The sequence below is a fragment of the Vicinamibacterales bacterium genome (genome assembly GCA_036504215.1).
GTDB lineage: Bacteria > Acidobacteriota > Vicinamibacteria > Vicinamibacterales > Fen-181 > FEN-299.
Genome location: DASXVO010000035.1, coordinates 188,639 through 209,405, shown reverse-complemented (window position 1 = coordinate 209,405; position 20,767 = coordinate 188,639). Strand labels below are relative to the sequence as shown.

Below are 20,767 nucleotides of genomic sequence, written 5' to 3'. Positions count from 1 at the left end.
GGCACCTACGCGGGGAAGGTCTTCTCGAACCAGCTGCCGGCGCAGCCTTCCGCGATGGTGACGTACCCGCGGCTGCGGAGGAGTGGCCCGGCGACCGCCGCTCGAGGCAGGAGGACGAGGCGCCGACCGCCTCCAGCCAGGCAGGCGATTTCGAGCGCGTCGAGCAGCGTAGCGGCAATCTGATCGAGCGCACACGATGCCGAGCCGTCCACACCGAACTCGTGCACGCGAAGCTCGCCGTCGGCGCGATCGTAGGCCGCCACACCGACGACGCGGGACCCATAGGTGGCCACCACGCGGCCGGAATCCGCGAGGCGTTGCCGGCGGGCCGGCGTGAGGCGGCGACCGCGGAACAGCCGCCGAAGGTCGGTCGGCGTCAGGCACGCGGCATCTGGACCGACCACCCGCACCTGCATGGCGGGCAGCGTTTGAGACGGTGGGGCCACTTCTGTCAGCGTTGGCACAAACGAGTGAGGGAGCAACCCGGGTGCCAGATCACCCGAAGAGCATCAGGCGTTTTTGTTGGCGTTTCTGAGGATTATGCCGGATGAGCTCGCGGAAATCCGGCATATCCGGCACAGCTCGCCGATCTCTCGTCACCGCTGAGCTTGTCAGGACGCAGGGCTGGCCGGCGCGTGCGGCACCTCACGGTCACTCCTGATCCGCCCGTCCACGAGCTCGATCACCCGGTCGCAGCGCTCGGCAAGACGGGAGTCGTGGGTGACGATCAGGAACGCCGTCCCCTGTTCCCGGTTGAACTGACGGAGCAGCTCGAAAACCTGGTTCCCGCTCTGGGTATCGAGATTACCGGTCGGCTCGTCGGCGAGGACGAGCGCGGGGTTCATCGCCAGCGATCGCGCGACTGCGACGCGCTGCTGCTGCCCGCCCGAGAGGTCCGTGACGCGATCCTCCAGCCGGTCGCCAAGGCCCACACGTTCGAGCAGGTGCCGGGCTCGCTGCCGCATCTCGTCGTCGGGCCGGCCTCGGTCGGCGAGCAGCGGCATCATCACGTTCTCGGCCGCCGTGAACGCCGGCAGCAGGTGATGGAACTGGAACACGAACCCGATCGTGTGACCACGGAACCGCCCGAGCGCGCGCGATCCCAGCTGTCCCGTATCACATTCGCGGAGGAAGATCCTGCCGGCGGTCGGCCGATCCAGCAGGCCCAGGAGATGGAGCAGCGTGCTCTTGCCGGACCCCGAGGGGCCTATCAGCGCCGTGAAATCGCCCGCGGCGAGCGAGAACGAAATGCCGTGGAGCACCCGGGTGACGACGCGTTCGCCGTACTCCTTGACCACGCCTTCGAGCCGGAGCAGAGGACTATCCATAGCGGATCACCTGGACGGGGTCGAGACGCGCCGCCCGGTGCGCAGGCGCCGCGGCCGCCACGATCCCGGTCACCGTCGCGACGGCCGACGCGCGCAGGAACAGGGCGAGCGTGAGATCGACGGGAAACGTCGGCGATCCGTCGGGATTTGTGACCAGGCCGGCGAAGAAGATCGCGAGCCCGGCCCCAAGGGCGACGCCCAGGATCGACCCGGCCAGGCCCACGACCGCGCCTTCGATGAGGAAGACGCGGATGATGCGGCGGGTAGGCGTCCCCATCGCTTTCAGGATGCCGATCTCGCGCGACTTCTGCACAACCGACACGACGAGGACGCTCGCGATGCCGAGCGCGACGGCGATGATGACGAACGTCTGGATCATGTAGCTCGAGCTGCTCTGCGATCGGAGACCGACGAGCAGTTGCGTGTTCGTCTTCATCCAGCTGTCGGCCTCGAGGCCGGTCCGCGCGGTCAACTGCCCGGCAATGTCCTCCGCCGTGAAGATCTCAGCCACCTTGACCTCGATCGTCGAGACACCGCCGACCAGATCGAGCAGCGTCTGCGCGGATCGCAGCGACACGAACACCCAGCGCTCGTTGGCGTCCTTGTTGCCAATGTCGAAGATGCCGCGGACGGTGTACACCTCGGTCCGATCATCGGCCGCACTGAGGCGCAGCTTGTCGCCCACGGTCAGGCCCAGGGCGTTCGCCAGCTCCGTGCCAATGACCGCGTCCGTTCCGGACACATCGAATCGCCCGGTCGTGAGCCTGGAACGGACATCGATGATCCGCTGAAAGCCACCGGGATCGATCCCGCGGACGAGAATCGCTCGGTTGGCGGTCCCTTGCCGCGCGAACGCGGAGCCCGTCACGGTGGGAGTACGCGCTGAAACGCCGGGCACCGCGCCAATCGTCTCCAACATCTGCTGCCACTGGAGGATCGATCGCAGTCGCTGCGCGGGGCGCTCCGTGTAGGCGGTGACGCCTGTCGTCCCGTCGCGAGCGAGCAGCGCGCGAGGCATTTCGTCGGCGCGGCGCAGCACGATGTGGGCTTGAGTTCCGAGCGTGCGTTCGATCAGGCTCACCTGGAGTCCGCTGATGAGCGCGGACAGGAAGACGATCACGCCGACCCCGACCGCGACGCCGGCCAGGATCAGCAGCGACTGCGTCCGACCCTCGCGAAGGTAGCGGATAGCGACCATCCATTCGAACGGCATACTCACCTCCCCGACCGCACACCGGATAGACGCGTTCCCGGCTCCGGCACACCCGCGGATGCCGGGATGACCAGTTCGCCGTCACCGACGCCGCTGAGGATTTCGATCAGGGTGTCGCCGCGCAGTCCGATCCGGACGGCACGCCGCTCCACGCGGCCGCCCGCGAGCGCCAGCACCCACGGGGCACGGCCCGTGACGTCGCGTACGCAGTCGGAGGGCACCACCAGCGCCTCATCACGCCGCCCGGCCTGCAGTTCGACCGACACGGTCATGTCGGGACGAAGCGTCGCCGGCGGCGACGGCACGGTCAGCCTGACCTCCAGCGTCCCGCGCTGCGGATCCACGGCGGCGCCCATGAAGCTGACCGTCGCAGGAAACGTCTGACCTGGATAGGCATCGGCCGACGCGAGCGCCTGCTGCCCCATCGAAATCGCGGCGAGGTTCTTCTCGTCAGGGTCGATGGTGAGCCATGTCGGGCCGTCCACGGCCAGCACCAGCAGGGTTTGCCCCGCCTGGACGACATCGCCGGCCTCGACGCTGCGCGCGATGATGACGCCATCGGCGGGCGCCCGGATGAGGAACTGCGACAGCCTGGTCTCGGCGAGCGCTTCGGCGGCGCGAGCCTGGTCGAGCGCGGCCCGCGCGGCGCGATCCTCCGCCCCGCTCGGGCCACTCCCGGCCTGTTGGACACTCGTTGTCTGGACCTGGCTCCTCGCGATCTCGACGGCTTTCTTCGCATCCTCGAGCTGCACGGCGGTCACGATGCCCGATTCGTCGAGCGCTCGAAGTCGCTTCAGTTCGCGCTCGGCCCCGTCGAGCGTGATCTTCGCCTGGAGGAGCGCCTCGGATGCCACCGGCAGCAACACACTCCGGAGCTGCTCGATCCGAGCGGCCGCCTGGCGAGACGCTGCCCGTCCCTGGTCGAACGTGGCGTGCGCTTCCGCCTCGTCGAGGCGGAGCAGGACCTCCCCCGACCGCACGCGCCGCCCCTCCTCGACGAGGCGCTGGGCCACCCTGCCCGCCACCACTGACCCGATGTTCACGCGGACCGGCGGCATGACCCGTCCGCTGACGACCAGGGTCTGCGTGAGCGCCTGGCGCTTCACGGGGACGACGAGGATTGTGGCGGGCCGTGTCAGCCACAGCCCGGCCGCGGTACAGGCCACCAGGATGGGGATCCCGCCTGCCAGCCAACGCCGAGCGGTCTTGCTCACGGATTCCTCCGCCCGTTGTGGTACACTGCTGTCGAGAGTTCAAACATGAACTCGTGAGTTCATTGTTGACATGATGCATTCAAAAAGTCAAGATCCACGCCCCTCCGCTCGCCCGCGCGTTCAGAGGCGCCGGGCCGAGGCGCGACAGCGCATCATGGCGTGCGCAGGCCGGTGTTTCGCGGAAGCCGGACCGGACGCTGTGCGCCTCGACGAGATCGCCGAGGCGGCGGACGTCGCTCGCGGCACGCTCTACAGTCACTTTCGCACGAAGGACGCGCTGCTCCACGCCATCATCGAACCGGTGCTGAAGACGGCGGTCCGGAAGACGGCGGCGCTCGGCCGTCTGGACGCAAGGGAGAGCATCGATCGTCTGCTCGAGCTCTACCTCGAGCTCTGGCACACCTTCCCTGACGCCCTCCGGATTGCGGACAAGGCGCAGGACATCCCGCTCGGCGATCTCGGCGCCTTGCACACGAGCTTTCTGAAGGGTGTGTTCCGCGTGTTCGAGCGGGCGGAACGTGCGGGCATCCTGCGGTCTGGCGACCCGATGCTGGCCGGACACGTCATGCGGCGCGTGGCCGTGCCGCTGCTCGAGCTCTACGCGCCCCACGCGGACGGCGACCGGCTGTTCATGGAAGGACTTCGGGGGCTGCTTCTACGGGACGAGCCGGCCTGATCGCGGGCCGGCCGCGTCCGCTACTCGCCCGCTTCGAGGTGGGTCAGATCGAGCTTCTTGATGCGGTCGCCGAGCGTCGAGCGCTTGATACTGAGAAGCTCGGCCGCCTTCGATTTGTTCCCGCCGCTCACCTTCAACGCCCAGCTGATCAGATTCGACTCGACCTCGCGCAGCCGGTCGTCCAGCGACACCGCTGACGGGTGCGCGTGCGTCTCCAGGATCGGCTGATGGTCCTCGGCGTACTTGTGAAACAACACACTCACCGGGACGCAGCCGAGGCGTACCGTGTCACAGGTGCAGGTCTGGGCAATCCGCTCGCAGGCGTTCTCCAGTTCCCGCACGTTTCCAGGCCACGGGTACCGCATGAACGCCTGCAGGACCGCCGGCGAGATGCTCCTCGGCTCCTCTCCGCGCTGCCGGAAGTAGCGCTTCACGAAGTGGTCGACGAGGATTGGCACGTCCTCCCGCCGTTCGCGGAGCGGGGGGAGATTCACCGGTATCACGTTGAGGCGGTAGAAGAGGTCGTCGCGGAACTTTCCCTCGGCGACCAGCGTGCGGAGGTCGCGTTTGCTGCCGGTGATCACGCGGACGTCCACCGGAATCTGCTTGGTGCCGCCGAGCCGTTCGATCACCCGCTGCTGCAGCACCCGCAGCAGCTTCACCTGCATCGACAGGGGCACGTCATCCACGTCGTCGAGGAAGATCGTCCCCCCCTGCGCGAGCTCGAAGCGGCCGGGACGATCCTTGATGGCGCCCGTGAAGGCTCCACGTTCGTGACCGAAGAGCTCCGACTCGATCAGCGTCTCGGACAGGATCGCGCAGCTGATGGGAACGAACGGCTTGTGGCGGCGGGAGCTGGACTGGTGGATCAGGTTGGCGACCAGTTCCTTCCCGGTGCCCGTCTCCCCTGTGACGAGGACGCTGCTGTCACTGTCCGCAATCACCCTGACGAAGTCGAACACGGCGCGCATGCGCGCACTCCGACCGACGACAACTGAATCTATGGCAAATGGGGCGTTGGACATGTAGTCTGGATCTGGTGTCATCTTACCAGATGTACGCTCGGCACGCCGCAAGCCGACCGGCGGGTGCGACGGGGTTATACTGGTGGTACTGGGTCTTCCCTTTCCCGTATCAGTGGAGCTGGCATGATTTCACGCGAACGCGTGCAGGCCGTCATCGAACGGATCCGTCCCCTCATCCAGGGCGACGGTGGTGATATCGAGTTGGTGGACGTCGTGGACAACAAGGCCAAGGTCCGTCTCACCGGCAACTGCGTGGGCTGCCCAAGTGCCCAGATGACGCTGTTCATGGGCGTCGAGATGGCCATCAAGGAAGAGATTCCCGAGTTCGAAGAGTTGCTGGTCGTGTAACGTCCTCGTCCCCGTCGTTGTCGACTCGTTTCCCTCTTGACGCACCGCAGCGTCCCGGGTATCTTGTCGGTGGCGAAAACATATCGAGCGTTCGGTATTGTTTTATCCTCACGTCAGGTTCCGCGCGTCCTGCCGGATCGTTACACTGCGGGCACCCTGTGCCCGGGAGGAAGTCATGCCGAAGCGACCGCTGTTCCACTTCTCGCCGTGCCTCCGCCTGTTGCTGGGGCTCGTGCTGCTCTTCGCGCTCGTTCCCATTCCGGCGGACGCCCAAGTGAACAGCGCGGTTATCGAAGCCGTCGTCCTCGACAACACCAACCTGCCGCTTCCCGGCGTCACGGTGCGCGTGAACAACCCCGACACCGGCTTTGAAACCACGACCGTGACCGGCACCAACGGGCTCGTGCGCGTGCCCGCCCTGCCCCCCGGCAAGTACGATGTCACCTTCGAACTCCAGGGCTTCAATTCGCTCGTCCAGAAGGGCGTCGTCGTTCGCGTCGGACAGACCGTCGTCCTCAACGCGACGATGCAGGCCAGGCTGACCGAGACGGTCACCGTCACCGCCACGGCTCCCGTCGTGGACGTACACAAGCTCGACTCCTCCACCAACATCGTCCCCGAACAGATCGACACCTTGCCGGTGGCCGACCGCGACTTCCAGCGCCTCTCGTTCATCGCGCCCACGGTGCAGCGTGAGCGGGGCGCGTTCCGCTTCGTCACCGGCGGCCCGGTCATCGGTGCGGGCGGCAATGCCAGCAACGCGACGATCCTCGTGGACGGCGTCGATTTCACCGACCCGGCACTCGGCCTCGCCACCACCAGGTTCAGCCAGGACGCGATTCGCGAGTTCCGCGTGATTGCCAACCGGTTCGATTCGGAGATCGGCGGATCGGCTGGCGGCGCCCTGTCGATCGTCACGCGCTCTGGGACCAACCAGATCTCCGGCAAGCTCTTCGGCTTCTTCCGGGACAAGTCCCTCCGCTCGAAGGGCGAGCTCGAGCAGGCCAAGCCGGCATTCTCCCGCCAGCAGGTCGGCGGCGCCATCGGCGGGCCGCTCGTCAAGGACCGCACGCACTACTTCGGGGCCTTCGAGCAAATCAACGAGGACAACGTCACGCTGTTCCGCCCGCAGGGCAGCTACAAGAGTCTTGCCGCGGATCTCGGTCTGCCCACCAGGCAGTCGCTCGCCTTCCTGCGCGTCGACCACCAGATCTCGAACAGCCAGCGCCTCGCGACCAAGTTCGTGTACGAACGTTATCGGCAGGACAATTTCCGCGTGGGCGGCGTGGCCGACCAGTCGCAGGGCTTGCAGCTCAATCGGGACAACTACAACCTGAACGCCGAACACACGTGGGTGGGTGGTAACAACCGCCTGAATCAGTTCTATGTTCAGGTCGCGAGCCGCAAGTACGTCGAGCCCGCGAACAGCCCCGGCAAGATGGCCGAGTGGTTCTCGAGCGGCAACACGCTGCAGACCGGCGGCAGCATCTACGAGGGTCTGACAGGCGAGGGCACCTACGCGGAGTTCCGCGACACCTTCACGATGCACAAGGACACCAAGACCGGCGCGCACGACATCAAGGTTGGCGGCGGGTGGCAGGTCGTGAAGGATCGCTTCCTGTTCAACTCCTATCCGTTCGGCCTGATGCTGTACCTGACGGATACGCGCGCGCTGCCGCTCGCGTACGTCGGCGGCACCGGGTCGGCCGATTCGAACATCACCACGCATCGTCTGGCCGGGTTCATCCAGGACGACTGGGCTGTGCGTTCGAACGTGAAGGTGAACCTCGGTCTCAGGTACGACCTCGACACCAATGGCAACAACCCTGGCTTCACGCAGCCGACGGCCGGCTTGACCTCGGCGCGCAAGCGTGACGTCAACAACCTGCAGCCGCGCGGATCGTTCACCTGGGACATCGGTGGCACGGGACAGAACGTCATCCGTGGCGGCGGCGGCCTGTTCACCGGCCGCTTCCTGCTGGTGCCGACGCACACCGAGATCCAGCAGAACGGCCTGACGGGCCGCATCACGCAGTCTCGGTACAACGGCGCGCTCTTCGGCCTGCCGGCCTCCCTCTGGCTCAGCCCATCGGATCCGGCGCACACGGGCTGGCCGCAGAAATTCGACATCGCGCTGCTGAGCCAGGACTACGTCGCGCCTCAGTCGGCGCAGATGACGGCGGGCTGGACGAGCCGTCTCGGGAAGACCGGCTTGTTCCTCGACACCGAGTTCGTCTACGTCCACGGATACGACGAGATCGCGCTGACCGACAAGAACTGGCCGGGCAACACGAACTACAGAGGCGTGCGGCTCAATACGAATTACAACCAGATGAACGTCTACACCAACGACGGCCACTCGACGTATCTCGCCTGGGTGGCGAGCGTCAGCGGAACGATCAAGGGTGGACACCTCATCACGGCCTCCTACACGCTGGCGAGCAAGAAGAACATCAGCGACGACTTCTCGCCCGAGTTCCCGACCGGATACCCGAACGATCCGTTCAACCTCGAGGGGGAGTACGGCCGCAGCCGCAGCGACGAGCGCCACCGCCTGGTCATCACGAGCGTTGTCCGCCTGCCCTACGGGATGAGCCTCGCGCCGATCATCGAGTACGGCTCCGGCCAGCCGTGGACCAAACGCCTGGGCTACGACTACAACGGGGACGGGAAGAACTCCGATCGGCCGACGGGCGTCGGCCGGTTCACGATGGTCGGCGATTCGTTCAGCCAGGTGAGCCTGCGCTTCACGAAGGGATTCAAGCTCCCGGGACGGAACAGCGTCGAGTTCATCGCGGAAGCCTTCAACCTGTTCAACACGGTGAACTACAACATCGCGTCGATCGACGGGGCGCTCTACACCAACGGCCCGACGCTGACGAATCCCGCGACGGCGTACGTGACGAACCCGAACCATGGCAAGTACTCGGCGACGCTGCCGAGCCGCGAGATCCAGCTCGGGGTGAGGTGGTCGTTCTGATGGCTCTCCAGCCACGCTACGCGCGCTTGGTCGCCACGGGCCGGTACCTGCCGGAGATCGAGGTGACCAACGACGAACTGCGACGGCGCTTCGCGCACCTGCCGGAGTTCGTGGACAAGATGGAAGCCAGCAGCGGCATCCTCACGCGCTGGCACGCGCCGGAGGACTGGGCGACGTCCGACGTCGCCCTCCCGGCGGCCAGGCAGGCGCTCGAACGCGCCGATCTGGATCCGATGGATGTCGACATGGTCATCGTGGGGACGGATTCCCCCGACTACATCACTCCCGCCACCTCGGTGGTGCTCCAGCACAAGCTGGGCGCCAAGAACGCCGGAACGTTCGACATCGGCTGCGCGTGCGCGTCCTTCCCGACCGGGCTCGCGACGGCCGCGGGGCTCGTCGCCACCAACCCGGCGATCAAGACCGTGCTCGTGGTCGGCGTGTATCTGATGCACAAGCTGTCGAGCCCGGCGGACCCGATGGGCTTCTTCTACGGCGACGGAGCCGGCGCCGCGGTGCTCCAGGCGAGTCCGGAACCGGGATTCCTGAACGCCGCATTCATCGCCGATGGTGCGTACGCCAAGCACTGGGCGATCTTCTCGGGTGGCACCGCAGAACCCGCCACTGAGGAAAGCGTGCGCGCCGGGCGCACCAGGGTGCTCTTTGTCGAGCGGTATCCCCCGGAAATCAACCACGAGGGCTGGCCGCGTCTGGTTCGGAAGGTCGCCTGCGAGGGCGGATTCGAACTCCGGGACATCGACTTCCTGTTGTTCACGCAGGTGCGCAAGGCGTCGATCGAGCTGGTGATGCGGGACCTGGGCATCCCGCTCGAACGGACGCACACGATCATGGACAAGTGGGGCTACACTGGCTCGGCGTGCATCCCCATGGCCCTGGACGACGTACTCGAGCTTGGGAAGATCAAGCGAGGTGATCTCGTGGTCTTCGTCGGGTCCGGCGTCGGCTACAACCAGGCCGCCTGCGCATTCCGTTGGTGAAGCCAAGGAGACGACTGTGAGCATCGAAACCGGGTTGAAGGGCAAGGTCGTGATCGTGACGGGTGCGGCGGCGGGCATCGGCCGCGCCACGGCGCGCCGTTTCGCACAGGAAGGCGCCAGGATCGCGGCGTGGGACGTCGCGGACGGCCAGGCGGCCGCGGTCGTGAGCGAACTCACGTCCGCGGGCGGTGAGGCGGTGTTCCGCAAGGTCGACGTGACCGATTCGGCGGACGTTCAGCGGGCGGTGGAGGAAACGGTCGCCGCCTGGGGCCGCGTGGACGTTCTCGTGAACAACGCGGGCATCCTCCGGGACGGCATGCTCGTGAAATGGAAGGACGGGGCGCTCACCGGCCAGATGAGTGACGACCAGTTCCAGTCCGTCATCGACGTGAACCTCAAGGGCCCGTTCATCTGCACGCGCGCGGTGGTGCCGCACATGATCACGGCGGGCGGCGGCGTGGTCCTGAACGCCTCGTCGGTCGTCGGGATCTACGGCAATTTCGGACAGACCAACTACGTGGCGACGAAGGCCGGCGTCATCGGGATGACGCGGACGTGGGCGCGCGAGTTGGGCCGCCACAGGATTCGCGTCAATGCGGTGGCGCCCGGCTTCATCGCGACCGAGATGGTCAAGCAGATGCCCGAGAAGGTGCTCGCCGCGATGGTCAGCAAGGTGCCGGTCGGGCGGATCGGCAATCCCGAGGAGATCGCCGACGCGTACGTCTGGTTGGCATCCGACGCCGCCAGCTACGTGCACGGCGCGGTGATCTCGGTGGACGGCGGCTTCGTGGCTGGAACCTAACAGACTGATCGCAAACGGATTCTGACCCGTCATGTCTGCGCTTCTCATCGCGGTCCTGGTCGGCCTGGGCGCGCTGGCGGCCGCGGCGATGGCCGCGATCCGCCGGCGCCCCCTCGCACTCTACGGATGGTCGTCCCGCCGCGCGCTGACCCGGGCAGGGCTGCGGCGAGAGACCGTCATCACGCGAATTGGCGCCGAGACCGCCTGGCGCGGCGGGTCCGGCCCCGCGCTGGTGCTGCTGCACGGCGCCGGCGACCAGGCCGGCACGTGGTCGCGGACGGTGGCCCCGTTTCTCCCCACCCATCGTGTCATCGCACTGGACCTCCCAGGGCACGGCGACAGCGATCCCCGGAGCGGGCCGCTCTCCGTGGGCGTCATCGTCGACGGCGTGGAGGCGGCACTCCGAATACTCCTCGGCGCGGACCGCGCGGTACTCGTCGGCAACTCGCTCGGCGCCTGGGTTGCGCTGCTGCTGGCGCTCCGCCACCCAGAGATGGTCTCTCGGGTGGTGCTCGTCAACGGTGGAGCGCTGCGCGGCGAGCGGACCGACATCACGTTCACGCCACAGACCCGCGAGGAAGCACGCAAGACCATCGGCGCGCTGATGGGGGCCCGCGCAGCGAGGGCGCCGAACTTCGTCATCGACGATCTCATTCGCGTGTGCCGGCACGGCCCGCTCGGACGCCTGAGCGCGACTGCCGACCAGATGGATGCATTCGTCCTCGAAGGCCGGTTGCACGAGGTGCGGGTGCCGGTGGACCTGCTGTGGGGCGATCAGGACCAGGTCTTCCCGCTCGGCTACGCCGCGCGGATGATCGCCGAGCTGCCCGCGGCGCGGATGACTGTGCTCGCCGGCTGCGGCCACACCCCCCACCGCGACGCGCCGGACCGGTTCAACGAGGCGCTCGCCGAACTCCTGCGCCGTCCCGCCCCAGAGGTTCTCGATGCTGCACGCTGACCTCGTCGGAGAGCGGGCGCGGCTCACGCCGGACAAGCTCGCGCTCGTCGATCTCCGGACCGGGGGACGATGGTCATACGAAGCACTCAACCAGCGCGCGGCTCGGTGCGCCGAGGTCCTCCGGCACGTGCTCGGCCTTCGCCGCGGCGATCGCGTCGCGCTGCTCTCCGGCAACCGCCTCGAGTTCCTGGACCTGTTCTTCGGAGCCGTCAAATCCGGCATCGTGATCGTTCCGCTCGGCACGCGCCTGACCGCGCGCGAACTCGCCTTCATCCTCCGGGACTGTCAGCCGCGAGCCGTGTTCTACGACATGCCGCATGCACCGGTGGTCACCGAGCTCGCCGCGCTCGTCCAGACCGAACTCTGGATCGCGCTCGACCCGGGGACCGGATCCGGATCCGCGCAGTACGCCGACCTGGCCGACGGCGTTCGCGAGCCGGCTGCGGGGCTCCCGCCCTGCCGGCCCGAGGACACCTGCTGCCTGCTCTACACGAGCGGAACCACGGGATACCCGAAGGGCGTCATCATCCCGCACCGAATGGTCGCCTGGAACGGATACAACACCGCGGTGTCCTGGCAACTGCGCGATGACGACGTGACGCCGGTGTTCACGCCGCTCTACCACGCCGGCGGCCTCGGTGCGTTCCTGCTGCCCGTGCTGGCGATCGGCGGCACCGTCGTCCTGCACGAGGGATTCGACCCGGCCGAGGTGTGGGACACGATCGAACGCGAAGGATGCACCGTCGTGCTGGGGGTCCCGACCATCTTCAGGATCCTGATGGAGGCGCCGCAGTTCCGGACCGTCAACCTCGAACGGGTTCGCTATCTCATCAGCGGCGGGGCGCCGCTTCCGCTGCACATCATCGAGGCGTATCAGGCGCGCGGCGTCGTCTTCAAGCAAGGCTACGGGCTGACCGAGGTGGGAGTGAACTGCTTCGCGATGACGGTCGCGGACTCCGTTCGGAAAGCCGGTTCGGTGGGCAAGCCGATGATGTTCACCGAGGCGCGACTGGTCGATGGCGACGGGGCCGAGGTCGGCGTCGGCGAGGTCGGCGAGTTGCTGCTGCGCGGTCCGCACGTCTGCAACGGCTACTGGAACAACCCGGACGCGACGGCGGCAGCGCTCGACGGAGACCGCTGGTTCCACACGGGCGACCTCGCCAAGCGCGACGACGAGGGATTCTTCACCATCGCCGGGCGCAAGAAGGACATGCTCATCTCGGGTGGCGTCAACGTCTACCCTGCCGAGATCGAGGCCGCTCTCCTGCTCCACCCGGCCGTCGCCGACGCGGCTGTGGTGGGCGTCCCGCACGACGTGTGGGGAGAGGCTGGCATTGCGTTCGTGGTGAGCCGGACCTCGCCGGCGCCGAGTGACGGCGAACTGACGTCGTTCCTCGAGGGTCGTCTGGCCCGGTACAAGATCCCGAAGGCCTTTGTCGCGGTCGAGTCGCTTCCTCGAACGGCGTACGGTAAGGTGATCAAGGGAGAACTTCGCGACCAGTACCTGACCGCTCACCGACGGCTCCGGTGATCCGTTCGTCCGCCGGGCCGACGCCCCGCTGGCCCGCGGTTCGCTGTACTCGAAACCTGGAGAGTGCCATGCCAAAGCCAGTCTATATCGCTGCGTACCACCAGTCGAAGTTCGGAAAGCTGCTCGGCATGACCGTGCCGGAGATCATCACTCAGGCGGTGACGGGCGCGTGCCGCGAGATCGGCGTCGAGGCAGCCTCGATCGACGTCGGCTCGGTCGGCGCGACGTGCAACATGTCGCTGAACCGGCAGGGCCTGCTGGCCGGCCTGGTCGCGATGGTGCCCGGCCTGGAAGGCAAGCCGATCGAGTCGGTCGAGAACGCCTGCGCCTCGGGCGGACAGGCCATCCTGTCGGTGATCTACAAACTGCTGGCCGGCGACGGCGAGGTCGGAGTGGCCATCGGGTACGAGAAGATGCGCGACGCCGCGGGCAAGATGGACGGCAAGCTGATTGGCGAAGCGCTCGGCTACTTCTCGCACCCCGAGGAACGCGAGGGGAAGGTATTCGTCTTTCCGCATCTCTTCGCCGAGGTGATGGACGCCTACATGAAGCACTGGGGGGTGCCGGAGGCGGACCTCGCGCAGATTGCGGTGGCGGAGTACGCCAACGCAAAGTACAACCCGTGCGCGCAGATGCAGAAGGTCCAGATCACGCTCGAGCAGGCGATGAAGATCGAGGGGATCAATCGCTATGTCGTCGAAGGGCTGCCGCTGAAGACCTACGATTGCTCGCAGATCACCGACGGCTACGCCGCGCTCATCCTCGCCACGGACGAAGGACTTGCGCGCCTCGGCGTGAAGAGGGCGGACACGGTGCGACTGGCGGGCTACGCGCAGGCAACCGACCCGCTCAAGAAGGCGGGGCGGGACGTACTGCATCCTGCCGGCGCGCGTCGCGCGATGCAGAAGGCGTACACGATGGCGGGCGTGAAACCGGCCGACGTCAACGTCGCCGAGGTCCACGACTGCTTCACGGTCATGGCGGCGATCGGCACCGAGGTCATCGGCAAGGCGGAGCCGGGCCAGGGCGCGCGGTACTGGGTGGACGGCAAGGCGGCCCCGTCCGGCGAGTGCGGGATCAACACGTCGGGCGGGCTGATCGCCAAGGGCCATCCCATCGGCGCCACCGGCATCGCCATGGTCGGATGGTCGGCGCAGCAGCTCCTGGGCAAGGTGGCGAAGGAGCTGCAGGTGGCGAACCCGCACGCGGCGGCGACGTTCAACATTGGCGGCCCAATCTGCGCCTCGGTGTGCACCGTCCTGACTCGCGCCGACTAGCCGGATGCTGATGCACCCGTGGTGAGCGGAACACGTGGACGGGGATCCGGGACGCCGCGCCCCCCTCGCCTCCTGCTCTGCGTGTTCCGTTCTCCATCCTCCGTCCTCCGTCCACGGTGTGCCGCCCCCCCTTCAGCGACTCCGAGGACTGGCGCTCGATTGAACAGCCATGCCAACCACTACCACACCAGCGCCGGATCGATCGGGACATCTCGACGTGGACGGGTGCCGAATCCACTGGGAACGCTTCGGCACCGGCCGGCGCGAGACGGTCTGCCTGCTGAACGGTCTCGCCATGCACACGCGGGCCTGGAGTTCCTTCCTGCCGCGTCTGATGCCCGAGTTCGACATCGTGCTCTTCGACTACCCCGGCCAGGGCCAGTCGTCAGCCGAAGATGCGCCGTGCGCGATCCCGCGCCTGGGCGACTACCTGGCGATGATTCTCGACCACCTGGGCATCGACCGTCTGCACCTGATGGGCATCTCGTACGGGGGCTTCGTCGCGCTGGAGTTCGCGCGTCGAAATCAGCACCGCCTCCACACGCTGACGATCTCGGGCACCCTGCTGAGCCACGAGACCCTGTTCCAGATGTACCAGGATCTCTCGCTTCGCTTCTATCGCGGCAGCCTGGAGTTGTTCGAGGTCTACACGCACTACCTGTACGAGAAGATCTTCGGCGAGTCGTTCGCCACCGAGTCGTACGCCGCGCTCGAACCGATGCGGCAGCGCTTCTACGATCGCTACAAGGACGCGAGACACAGTCTGATCCGGCTGACGGAGGCCCAGATTCCGCTGTTTGCCGACCTCGACCTGCGGCTGCCCGAGTACGCCGCGATCCGGACGCCGACTCTGATCATGGCGGGCGCCGAGGACCGTGCGATTCCCGTGCAGGTCCAGCAGAAGATCGGTAGAATCCTCCCGCACACCCGGTTCGAGATCGTCGACCGGTGTGGACATTGCGTCCATCTCGAACGGTCCGACGTCTTCTTCGGGCAGCTTGCGGCCTTTGCCCGCGCGCACACGCTCGAGTTCGAGATTGTCGGCACTGAAGGCGAAGCATGAACCAGGAAGAACGCACGCAGAAGAGCCGGGCCCAGATTCTGGAGGCCGCGCTGAGGCTCTTTTCGCACCAGGGATATCGGGCGACAACCGTCCGCGACATCGCCGAGGCGGCTGGCGTCTCGACCGGGAACGTCTATCACCACTTCAAGGAAAAGGAGACGATCTTCCATCAACTCCTGGACCAGTACTGGGAGGCGATTGCCAGTCCGGAGTTCCCGGTCAACCGGGCGCTCGCCTCGGGTGCGTTTCCCGACAACCTCGAGGAAGTCGGAAACGCTTCCCGCGAAAGCGTCCAGCAGTGGCGCCAGCACGTCGCGTTGATCTACGTGGACGTTGTCGAGTTCGACGGCAAGCACATCCGCAAGTTCTACAAGGACATGGCGCACCGCTACGAGTCGTTTCTCGTGCATCATCGCGATCACCTCCGCCTCGACGAGAAACTCCGCCCCGGCGTCTCCCCGGTCGCAGCGGTGATGCTGGTCAGCCGGATGTTCCTGCACTACTTCTCGATTGAAATCGTGTTCGGCGTCCCGAACCACTTCGGACGAAGCTCAGATCAGTTGATTGCAGAGGTCTCGGATATGTTGCGTTACGGCATCCTGCGGCGGCCGACCGAGAAGGAGGCATCGTGCTGAGACCTCGCGCTGCACTCGCGTGGGCGATGGCGCTCGCTTCACTCGCCGCCACGCTCGCCGGTTTCCAGCCCGCGGCTTCGTACGTCGAGCTGATCCAACAGTGGCGGGATCGTCACCAGGCGGATCTGAAGGCCGACGATGGCTGGCTGACGGTGGTGGGACTTGAATGGCTGCACGACGGCGCGAACCGCGCCGGCAGCGCGCCCGGCTCGGCGGTCAGGCTGCCCGCCGACGCGCCCGCCAGCCTCGGTGTCTTCACGCTGAGTGCGGGGCGGGTGACGTTCGAGCCGGCTCCCGGTCACCCGGTGCAGATCAACGGACAGCCCGCGCCGGGCGCCAGCCGCCTGCGCCCGGACACGGAGCGGCCGTCGGACCGCCTGACGATCGGTACCCTGAGCCTGACGCTCATCGAGCGCGGCGATCGGTTCGGGATTCGCGTGCGTGACCGGCAAAGCCCCGCACGGCTGGCCTTTACCGACGAACGATGGTATCCGACCCGGGAGACGTGGCGGATTTCTGCGCGGTTCGAGCCGTACCAGCCGCCGAAGATGCTGCCGATCGTGAACGTGCTCGGCCAGGTCGAATCTCAGGCGAGCCCGGGCGCGGTCGTGTTCACCCTCGACGGCCGGGACTACCGGCTCGACCCGATTGGCCAGGGCCGTCGACTCTTCTTCAACTTCAAGGATCGGACGAGCGGCGATACCACATACCCAGCCGGCCGATTCCTCTACGCCGACCTTCCGCAGAACGGCCGTGTGGCTCTCGATTTCAACAAGGCGGAGAACCCGCCGTGCGCGTTCACCGAGTTCGCCACCTGCCCGCTGCCGCCGAAACAGAACCAACTGCCCGTCCGCGTCGAGGCCGGGGAACTCTACGGAGGGCACGGGCAGTTGTAGGGTGACCGGCTACCGGGTCCACCGCCCGTTCGGCGTCCGGACGGGGCCCGGGTGGAAGAACTTCTCGGGGGTCATTACGCCGTCCTTCTTGAACACCATCCCGTTTCGCATCACGAACTGCACGGCCTTCAGCGCGTCGATGTCGGCGAGCGGATCGCCCGGCATGGCGATCAGGTCCGCGTAGAAGCCCGGCTTGATCGGCCCGCGATCCTTGATGATGTCCGCGGCGCGGTAGCCGTTGAAGGTGATCGCCTTCAGGATGTCGGCGTTCGGAATCTTCGCGGCCTTCCAGGTCTGCAGGAAGTTCAACGTCAGCTCGCCGCGCGTCAGGTATTCGCCCGTCTTCTCTTCCCGCATCCGGTCGTTCCAATAGTCGAAGTCCGTCGAGAAGGTCAGCGGGACCTTCTTCTCCCACGCGTCCCGGAGATTGTCCACGGCCCGCTTGAACGCGACCTCCGTGCCCCGGTAATTCGTGAACGGCGTGTCGGTCCCGGCGAGGAAGATCCCCTTTTCCGCCATCTGCCGGTGATGCTCGGGTGTGAGCGGGTTGCCATGCGCGATGATGTAGATGCCGGCGTCGATCGCCCGCTGCGCGCCCTCAGGCGTCTGGACGTGGCCCTCGACCTTGCACCCGCCCTGCGCGGCCTCGCGAATCGCCAGCTTGATGTCGTCCACCGAGTACATCCACGGCTTGCAGTCGATGCAGAGCTTGATCGTCCGCGCCCCGAACAGCATGTTCTCGCGGACCGCGCGCTGGATCTCGTCCGGACTGTTCGCGTCGATGTACTCCGGGTACATGATGTTGTGGTACTTGTACATCTCGGGGGTCGGCCAGTACTGTCCGCCGGTGCTGCCGATCATCGGGCCGGACGGAATCACCGTCGGTCCCGGCAGCCACCCCTGCTCGATCGCCTGACGGACCGCCACGTCGGCGTAGAGGGCATTGTTGCCGACATCGCGCACGACGGTGAATCCGGAGTTCAACAACTGCATCGCGTTGGACGCACCCTGGATCGCGCGCAGCGGCGTCGACTCCATCACGTAGGTCAGGTAGTAGTAGTTGTTCTCCGGCTGCTCCTTGTACGTGAGCGTCATGTGCGTGTGCGCATCCACCAGGCCGGGCATGACCGTCATCCTGGCCAGATCGATCACGCTCGCATTGGCAGGGATGGCAAGGTTCGGTCCGACGGCCTTGATCTTCTCTCCCTCGATGAGGATCACCTGGTTGATTGCCACGGTGCCAGTCTCCGGGTCGAGCAGCCGACCGGCCTTGATGGCGGTAACCGGCAGACCCTTGCCCGCGGGAGCCGGTGCCTGCGCACCGGCCGTCCAGGCCATCGCCATCGTCACCAGCGCGGCCGTTGACGCAACCGCGATCCGCTTCAACATGAATGCCTCCTTGATATCCACCAGTGAACGTCACGAACCAGACGTGAACCATCGCGAGGGGGCGCCTTGCGCGCGCCGTGCCGCCCGACTCTGACGCGGATCTCCGCGGGTGTCAAGAACGGGAGCAGGGCCACGTGAGCCGACGGGATTGAAACGGGCACGGGGTGCGACCTATGATCGGAACCCAGGCTTGGACGGAACACAGGAGACATCCGTGAGCACCAAAACGTGGAATGTGGCAGTGGTCGGCGCGATCGGGATGGTCGGCACCGAGATGATCCGGACGCTCGAACGGCGTCGGTTCCCTGTGAACGAACTGCGGCCGCTCGACGTGGCCGAGCACGCCGGAACGGTGGTGTCGTTCGCCGGAACGAGCGTGCGGTGCCAGGAAGCGACAGAGGCGAACTTCGCAGGGATCGACATCGCTATCTTCTCCGCGGGCGGTGACGCCAGCCTGGACCTCGCGCCGAAAGCGGTGCGCCAGGGCGCGGTCGTCATCGACAATAGTTCTGCCTGGCGAATGGATCCCACGTGCCCGCTCGTGGTGCCCGAGGTGAATCCGCAGGACCTCGCGTGGCACAAGGGCATCATCGCCAACCCCAACTGCTCCACGATCCAAATGGTGGTCGTGCTCAAGCCACTGCACGACCGCGCACGCATCCGCCGTGTCGTCGTCTCGACCTATCAGGCGGCGGCCGGCGCCGGCAAGAACGGCGTCGATGAACTGATGCGCCAGGCGCGCGAAATCGTCGAGCACGGCACCTGCGCGGCGCCCCGGACATTCCAGTACCAGCTCGCGTTCAACCTGATCCCCCAGATCGACGTCTTCCAGGACGGCGGCTACACGAAAGAAGAGTGGAAGATGGTCCACGAGACGGTGAAGATCATGGGCGACACGGCGATCCGGGTCACCGCCACCGCCGTCCGAGTCCCCGTCGCGATCGGGCACTCGGAGTCGGTGAACATCGAAACCGAGCAGAAGATCACCGCCGACGAGACCCGCCGGATTCTCGCCGTGGCTCCGGGCATCATCGTGGTCGACGACCCCGCCATCCGCGCGTACCCGATGCCCGCCCCGTCCGCCGGCACCGATGCCGTGTTCGTCGGCCGGATCCGCGAGGACAACTCGCTCGACCGTGGACTCAATCTCTGGATCGTGGCGGACAACGTCCGCAAGGGCGCCGCCTTGAACGCCGTCCAGATCGCGGAGAAGTTGGTGGCGGACAATCTGGTCAGGGTGCCATGAGCCAGCCGACAGTCATCGTCCAGAAGTTCGGGGGCACGTCCGTCTCGACGCCCGATCGCCGCGACCTCGTCACCGGGCACGTCCGACGCGCACTGGCGGCCGGTCAGCAGGTCGCGGTGGTCATCTCGGCCATCGGCCGCCGCGGCGATCCGTACGCGACCGACACCCTCCTCGATCTGTTGCGAGCCGGCGGCGCGCCGGTGGATCCGCGCGACTACGACCTGATGTTCACGTGTGGCGAGGCGATTTCGGTGGCGCTGATGTCGCACACGTTGCGCCAGGCCGGCGTGGCGGCGGTGGGATTGACGAGCGCGCAGGCGCGCATCTACACCGACGGCCACCATGTCGAGTCGGAGATCGTCGAGATCGACACGAGCCGGCTGCACGCGCTGATGGCGGCAGGCCAGGTCCCGGTCATCACCGGGGGACAGGGCGTCGCGCCCGGCACGCTGGACTACACGACGCTCGGACGCGGTGGCAGCGACACGTCGGGCGTGGCCGTCGGCGTCGCGCTCCATGCGCACCACGTGGACATCTTCACCGACGTGGATGGCGTCGCGACGGTGGATCCGCGGATCGTGCCCACGGCGAGGATGCGCGGGCACGTCAGCTACGGAGCGATGTACGAACTGGCGCGCTTCGGCGCGAAAGTCGTCCACCCCCGTGCGCTGCTCACCGGGTGGAAGGGCCGTACGCCCGTGGTGGTGCGGTCGACGTTCTCCGACTCGCCGGGGACGACGGTGGCCGACGTGACCGATGAGGAGCCGCTTGTCGGCCTCGCGCTGCTCCCGCCGATGGACACATTCGCATTGCCGGCCGGCTGCGTGAACGACACCACGCGCGAGACCTGGGAGAGACGGCGCCTGGTGATGTCGATGACCGACAGTCGCACGGGACGGCTGCTGGTCGGGGCCACGGCCGACAAGGCGGTGGATCTGCGCGACGCCCTCGCCGAAGCGGGCACCGATCCGCTGCGCCGTGACGGTGCCTGCTGCTGGTTGTCGGTGGTTGGAGAGGCGGGAGCCCTGCGCGAACACCTTCCCCGCCTGAGCGCCCTGCTGGCGCAGCAGGCTATCGATGTCCACGGCTGCGAGGTAGGCGAGCGCCGCTGCACGTTCGTCGTCCCGGACGCGGCCCGCGACCGTGCCGCCCGGCTGGCGCACGCCGCAATCTGGCCGATGTGACGCC

At 66.9% G+C, this 20,767-nt stretch carries 19 protein-coding genes; 13 read left to right on the top strand and 6 right to left on the bottom strand.

The genetic code is table 11. From position 1 onward, the window contains the following. Positions 1-5 precede the first annotated feature (5 nt). The 4 genes from VGK32_09570 to VGK32_09555 all read right to left on the bottom strand — a co-directional run bounded on the left by VGK32_09570 (position 6) and on the right by VGK32_09555 (position 3,755). Entirely contained in the window at positions 6-404 is a 399-nt protein-coding gene (locus VGK32_09570) for a hypothetical protein (GenBank protein ID HEY3382004.1), read from the bottom strand. Positions 405-611: 207 nt separating this feature from the next. Further along, positions 612-1,328 carry an ABC transporter ATP-binding protein gene (locus VGK32_09565; GenBank protein HEY3382003.1) on the bottom strand — a complete coding sequence of 239 codons (717 nt, stop codon included), beginning with the start codon at positions 1,326-1,328 and terminating at the stop codon, positions 612-614. Then, entirely contained in the window at positions 1,321-2,541 is a 1,221-nt protein-coding gene (locus VGK32_09560; GenBank protein HEY3382002.1) for an FtsX-like permease family protein, read from the bottom strand. Before VGK32_09560 ends, VGK32_09565 begins: the two co-directional genes overlap by 8 nt. 2 nt (positions 2,542-2,543) lie before the next feature. Beyond that, a complete protein-coding gene (locus VGK32_09555; protein HEY3382001.1) occupies positions 2,544-3,755 on the bottom strand; it encodes an efflux RND transporter periplasmic adaptor subunit in 1,212 nt (403 codons plus the stop codon). A gap of 70 nt (positions 3,756-3,825) precedes the next feature. Here VGK32_09555 and VGK32_09550 point away from each other — a divergent pair, with 70 nt between their 5' ends. Beyond that, positions 3,826-4,431, top strand: coding sequence for a TetR/AcrR family transcriptional regulator (locus tag VGK32_09550; protein HEY3382000.1), 606 nt, complete (start codon positions 3,826-3,828; stop codon positions 4,429-4,431). A gap of 20 nt (positions 4,432-4,451) precedes the next feature. Here the strand turns inward: VGK32_09550 and VGK32_09545 are convergent, their stop codons facing one another. Next, the gene (locus tag VGK32_09545; protein HEY3381999.1) at positions 4,452-5,456 is read right to left on the bottom strand and encodes a sigma-54 dependent transcriptional regulator; all 1,005 of its coding nucleotides are present in this window, start codon (positions 5,454-5,456) and stop codon (positions 4,452-4,454) included. Positions 5,457-5,579: 123 nt separating this feature from the next. Here VGK32_09545 and VGK32_09540 point away from each other — a divergent pair, with 123 nt between their 5' ends. The 10 genes from VGK32_09540 (at position 5,580) to VGK32_09495 (ending at position 16,944) form a co-directional block, all read left to right on the top strand. Beyond that, positions 5,580-5,804 (top strand): NifU family protein, encoded by a 225-nt coding sequence (locus VGK32_09540; GenBank protein HEY3381998.1) that lies wholly within the window; start codon positions 5,580-5,582, stop codon positions 5,802-5,804. Between the two features lie 175 nt (positions 5,805-5,979). Beyond that, a complete protein-coding gene (locus VGK32_09535) occupies positions 5,980-8,784 on the top strand; it encodes a TonB-dependent receptor (GenBank protein ID HEY3381997.1) in 2,805 nt (934 codons plus the stop codon). Continuing rightward, complete coding sequence (locus VGK32_09530) at positions 8,784-9,782, top strand: ketoacyl-ACP synthase III (GenBank protein HEY3381996.1); 999 nt, start codon at positions 8,784-8,786, stop codon at positions 9,780-9,782. The genes VGK32_09535 and VGK32_09530 overlap by 1 nt, the downstream gene beginning before the upstream one ends. A gap of 16 nt (positions 9,783-9,798) precedes the next feature. Continuing rightward, positions 9,799-10,584: a 3-oxoacyl-ACP reductase FabG gene (gene fabG, locus VGK32_09525; GenBank protein HEY3381995.1), complete on the top strand. Its 786-nt coding sequence runs from the start codon at positions 9,799-9,801 to the stop codon at positions 10,582-10,584. Between the two features lie 31 nt (positions 10,585-10,615). After that, the gene (locus VGK32_09520; protein HEY3381994.1) at positions 10,616-11,542 is read left to right on the top strand and encodes an alpha/beta fold hydrolase; all 927 of its coding nucleotides are present in this window, start codon (positions 10,616-10,618) and stop codon (positions 11,540-11,542) included. Continuing rightward, on the top strand, positions 11,529-13,073 hold the full coding sequence (locus VGK32_09515; protein ID HEY3381993.1) for an AMP-binding protein: 1,545 nt from the start codon (positions 11,529-11,531) through the stop codon (positions 13,071-13,073). Before VGK32_09520 ends, VGK32_09515 begins: the two co-directional genes overlap by 14 nt. A 68-nt stretch (positions 13,074-13,141) precedes the next feature. Beyond that, positions 13,142-14,350 carry a thiolase family protein gene (locus tag VGK32_09510; GenBank protein HEY3381992.1) on the top strand — a complete coding sequence of 403 codons (1,209 nt, stop codon included), beginning with the start codon at positions 13,142-13,144 and terminating at the stop codon, positions 14,348-14,350. 169 nt (positions 14,351-14,519) lie between these two features. Then, on the top strand, positions 14,520-15,413 hold the full coding sequence (locus VGK32_09505; protein HEY3381991.1) for an alpha/beta hydrolase: 894 nt from the start codon (positions 14,520-14,522) through the stop codon (positions 15,411-15,413). Continuing rightward, entirely contained in the window at positions 15,410-16,048 is a 639-nt protein-coding gene (locus VGK32_09500; protein HEY3381990.1) for a TetR/AcrR family transcriptional regulator, read from the top strand. Before VGK32_09505 ends, VGK32_09500 begins: the two co-directional genes overlap by 4 nt. Next, on the top strand, positions 16,042-16,944 hold the full coding sequence (locus VGK32_09495; GenBank protein ID HEY3381989.1) for a DUF1684 domain-containing protein: 903 nt from the start codon (positions 16,042-16,044) through the stop codon (positions 16,942-16,944). Before VGK32_09500 ends, VGK32_09495 begins: the two co-directional genes overlap by 7 nt. A gap of 9 nt (positions 16,945-16,953) precedes the next feature. On the opposite strand, the gene VGK32_09490 is transcribed toward VGK32_09495, so the two are convergent. Beyond that, the gene (locus VGK32_09490; GenBank protein ID HEY3381988.1) at positions 16,954-18,333 is read right to left on the bottom strand and encodes an amidohydrolase family protein; all 1,380 of its coding nucleotides are present in this window, start codon (positions 18,331-18,333) and stop codon (positions 16,954-16,956) included. A 214-nt stretch (positions 18,334-18,547) separates the two neighbouring features. Between VGK32_09490 and VGK32_09485 the strand changes: the two genes are divergently transcribed. Both VGK32_09485 and VGK32_09480 read left to right on the top strand, forming a co-directional pair. Then, positions 18,548-19,579 (top strand): aspartate-semialdehyde dehydrogenase, encoded by a 1,032-nt coding sequence (locus tag VGK32_09485; protein ID HEY3381987.1) that lies wholly within the window; start codon positions 18,548-18,550, stop codon positions 19,577-19,579. After that, on the top strand, positions 19,576-20,763 hold the full coding sequence (locus tag VGK32_09480; protein HEY3381986.1) for a hypothetical protein: 1,188 nt from the start codon (positions 19,576-19,578) through the stop codon (positions 20,761-20,763). The genes VGK32_09485 and VGK32_09480 overlap by 4 nt, the downstream gene beginning before the upstream one ends. Positions 20,764-20,767 lie beyond the last annotated feature (4 nt).